Source organism: Streptomyces boncukensis (genome assembly GCF_011045075.1).
Lineage (GTDB): Bacteria > Actinomycetota > Actinomycetes > Streptomycetales > Streptomycetaceae > Streptomyces > Streptomyces boncukensis.
In genome coordinates this window covers 1-3,625 of the sequence record NZ_JAAKZZ010000638.1, presented here as the reverse complement: position 1 = coordinate 3,625, position 3,625 = coordinate 1, and the positions used below count along the sequence as shown (strand labels likewise).

The following is a 3,625-nucleotide window of genomic DNA, read 5'->3' as shown; positions in this document are numbered from 1 at the left end:
ACGCCCACCCGCACCCCGGCGGTGCCGCCGTGCCGCCGGGCCGCCGCGTCCCGCCGCCGGATGAGCTCGGGCAGCAGCACCACCAGCGGCCGCTGGTCGGTGTGGCCGCCGGAGTCGGCCTCCGCGCACACGTCGTCCGCCATCGGCGCCGTGCGCGCCAGCTCGGCCTGCTCGGCGCTGATCCGTCCGGCGGCGCGCAGCGCCTCGACCATGTCCGGCGGCGGCGGGGCGAGGAACGCGTCCGCGACCTCGGCGCGGGAGACCTTGGCCAGCACCGCGTGCCCGGCCTCCACCGAGCCGTCCGGTGCCCGGCGCAGCCCCGCGACCCGGTAGCGGACCAGCGCCGGGGTCATCCGGACGAACGAGGCCGCCTCGATGCGGCGTACGCCGTGCCGCAGCAGCGCGTCGACCACGCGCTGCTCCTTCTCCGGCCGGTCCGGACTGGCCAGCAGGTTCAGCCCGTACGCGCCGTCCGGGCCCAGCTCGCGGCGGAAGGCGGCGGCGGCCCGCTCCACGCGGTCCAGATCCAGGCCGCCGGTGCCGAAGTAGCCCAGGAGTCCGGCGCGGCCCATCCGCAGCACCATCTGCTCGGAGGCGATCCCCTTGAACATGGAGCCCGCCACATACGCGTAGCGCACGCGGTGCGCGGCCCGGAACCGCGCGCTGCCCAGGTCCTGGGGGCGTACGGCGGGTGCCGTCGTCCCCTCGGCCTCGGCCCCGGCCGGCGGGTCCGGCGCGGCGGTGCCGGTGTCACGGGTGAGCATCCGGTGTCACCGCGCCTGCTGCTGCTCGTAGCGGTCCCAGATCTGCGGGATCTCCACGCTGAGATATCCGAGGAAGTGCTCCATGCGCTCCAGCCGGCGGCGGCGCTCGGGGGCGGCGTCGGCCAGCTCCAGCAGGCCGCCCTGGACGATGCGGTGGAAGTCCGGGATCCCGGCGAAGGCCGCCTTCACCTGGGCCGCCCAGCGGCCCTCGCGCATCCACACCGTGTAGTCGCCGGAGCCGTCGCCGCCGGAGCCGTCGTCGCCGTCGTCCGGGTACGTCCGCTGGAAGACGCCGTCGTGGTCCGCGTCGGGGACGAGCTGGGCGACGATGCGGTCGACCGCGTCCCGGTCGGACCCGAGCCGATCGGCGAGCTGCGCGGCGGACTGCTCGGGCGGGTCGCAGATCATCAGCCAGCCCAGCACCCGGCCGCGCTCCAGGGGCATGCCGTCGTTGGTGTGGTAGTGCTCGGCGATCTTCTCCACGAAGGCGCGCTCGCCCTCGGAGAGGTCCGCCGCCGCGCCCGCGGCTCCGGGCGCCCGCTCGCCGCGCTCCTCCTGGCTCGCGGGGGGCTCCTCGCCCGGCCCCGGCGTTCCCTGGTAGCGGGCGATCATCGGGGGCAGCTCGGTGACGAGGTACCGGAACAGCTCCTCCAGCTCGGCCAGCCGGCGGCGGCGCTCCCCGGGCGCGTCACCCAGCACCTCCAGTCCGTAGCGCAGGGACTCGTGGAAGGCCGGCCAGCTCGCGAAGGTGGCGGCGACGGCGTGCGGCCAGCCGTTCTCCGCCATCTCCACCGCCGGCGTGCCGTCCTCGCCCTTGTCCGCCACGAAGACGTTCGCCAGCGTCATCTGCTCCACGAACGGCTCGGCCTGCTCCCGGCCCAGCCCCAGCGCCGTACACAGGTCGTCCAGGGGCTGGCGGGGCGGGTCGCAGATCATCAGCCAGCCGAGGATCCGCCCGCACTCCCGTGGCATGCCGTGCGCGCTGAAGTGGTGCTCAGCGACCCGCTCGACGAACTCGCGTTCACCGGCGGTGGGTTCCGCCGGGGGCTGCACCCTCACCTGTTCGGACATTCCGGCCTCCTCGTGTGCGGTCACCGGGCACTGCGGTGGGGAGTCTGCCGCCGCCCGGGAGCCGCCGCCCCCGGGGTGGCCCCAGCACACGCCCCGGCACCGGGGCCGGGCCGCTCCCCGGGGCGTGCCGCGGGCCGGGCCCGACGCGCTGCTCAGGGAGAGTGCTGGGGGATTCCCCAGGGCGCCGGGCGCGCGCCGTTGGCACACTCGGCGTTGCCGGAGAGCGGAAGATCGTCCGGATACCAGGAGTCCGATACCAGGAGGGGAGTCGGGCCATGGCCACGACACCGGAACAGTGTGCGCACGCGACCCCGGAGGACGACCTCACACGGCCGCCGTTCTTCACCGACGGCGGCCAGGCGATGCACGCCTGGCTGGACCGGATGCGCCAGGAGCGGCCGGTGCTGCTGGACTCCACCTCGCAGGTGTGGCGCGTGCTCCGCTACGACGACGCCACCCAGGTGCTGGGCGACTGGCGGACCTTCTCCAACGACATGAGCCGCCTCACCCTCTCCGAGGAGCTGGTGGAGGGCAACATCGCGGTGCTGGACCCGCCCCGGCACCAGGTGCTGCGCGCGCTGGTCTCCCAGGCGTTCACCCCGCGCCGGCTCGCGGCCCTGGAGGCCGGGATCGCCGAGCGGGCGGCGCGCGTGCTCGACGCGGGCCGGGAGGGCGGCCGTATGGAGTTCGTCCGCGACCTCGCCTACCCGCTGCCGCTCAGCGTGATCGCCGACCTGCTGGGCCTGCCGTCCGCCGACCGCCCGGTGCTGGAGCGCTGCGCCGACGCGCAGATCCGCATCACCGCTCCGGACCCCTCCGACACGGGGTTGCAGCAGCGCCGGGAGCAGGCGATGGCCGAACTGCTCGACCTGCTGCGCGACCAGGTGAAGCGGAAGCGGTCCACGCCCGGCGAGGATCTGATGAGCACGCTGGGCACGGCCGAGGCCGACGGGCGGCGGCTGACCGACGAGGAGATCGTCACCTTCTCGGTGCTGCTGCTCATGGCCGGGCACGTCACGACCATGGGGCTGCTCAGCAACCTGGCGGTGTGCATGGACGAGCACCCCGACGCGTACGCGGCGGTCCGCGCCGATCCGTCCCTGATCCCCGGCGCGGTCGAGGAGACGCTGCGCTTCCGGCCGCCCGTGCCGGACGCCGCGCGGGTCACCGCGACCGATGTGACGCTGCACGGGGTGGACATCCCGCGCAACCGGCTCGTGCTGGTGGCCACGGTCTCCGCCGCCCGCGACGAGCGCCGGTTCCCGCACCCCGGCCGCTTCGACATCACCCGCAGTCCCAACCCGCATCTGGCCTTCTCCCACGGCCCGCACTTCTGCCTCGGCGCGCAGCTGGCCCGGCTGGAGGCGCGCATCGTGCTGCGGCTGCTCACGGAGCGGTGGACCCGGATCCGGGTGGCCGAGCGGGAGTGGCAGCCCAGCCACGCGCTCACAGCGCCGCAACGGCTGGTCCTCGCGGTCTGACGGCGGCCCGGCGGTGCCCGGCGTTGCCCGGCGGCGTCGGCGGCACCCGGCCGCGGGACGGCCGGTGCGGGCGCACCTGGCCGGTTTCCCGTCCTTGAGGGCCGCGCGGACGCGCCGAAAGCATGCGGAACGGGGGAGTCCCGCTGCTGAGGCGGCCGGCACCGGCCGCCCCCCCGTGAAGGAAGGTGTGGATGGAACGCGACGACGCCGCCGCGGTCGTGGGAATCGGCTGCCGGTTCTCCGACGCCGCCGACTCGCCCGAGGACTACTGGCGGCTGCTGCTCGCCCCCTCCGGATCGCTCCCGCCCC

Annotated in this window: 3 protein-coding genes; 1 reads left to right on the top strand and 2 read right to left on the bottom strand. The window is 75.3% G+C overall.

Features of this window, described 5'->3' with window-relative positions:
• Both G5C65_RS33425 and G5C65_RS33420 read right to left on the bottom strand, forming a co-directional pair.
• A partial coding sequence (locus G5C65_RS33425; protein ID WP_478501620.1) for a beta/alpha barrel domain-containing protein occupies window positions 1–764 on the bottom strand: 764 nt, incomplete at its 3' end.
• Window positions 765–770: 6 nt separating this feature from the next.
• Window positions 771–1,835 carry a MarR family transcriptional regulator gene (locus G5C65_RS33420; protein ID WP_165302813.1) on the bottom strand — a complete coding sequence of 355 codons (1,065 nt, stop codon included), beginning with the start codon at window positions 1,833–1,835 and terminating at the stop codon, window positions 771–773.
• Window positions 1,836–2,110: 275 nt separating this feature from the next.
• Here G5C65_RS33420 and G5C65_RS33415 point away from each other — a divergent pair, with 275 nt between their 5' ends.
• Complete coding sequence (locus G5C65_RS33415; RefSeq protein WP_165302812.1) at window positions 2,111–3,316, top strand: cytochrome P450; 1,206 nt, start codon at window positions 2,111–2,113, stop codon at window positions 3,314–3,316.
• Window positions 3,317–3,625 lie beyond the last annotated feature (309 nt).

Bases quoted from the DNA above. Each gene is read 5' to 3' on its own strand.
- G5C65_RS33415 (WP_165302812.1), top strand. From the start codon at position 2,111: ATGGCCACGACACCGGAACAGTGTGCGCACGCGACCCCGGAGGACGAC.
- G5C65_RS33420 (WP_165302813.1), bottom strand. From the start codon at position 1,835: ATGTCCGAACAGGTGAGGGTGCAGCCCCCGGCGGAACCCACCGCCGGT.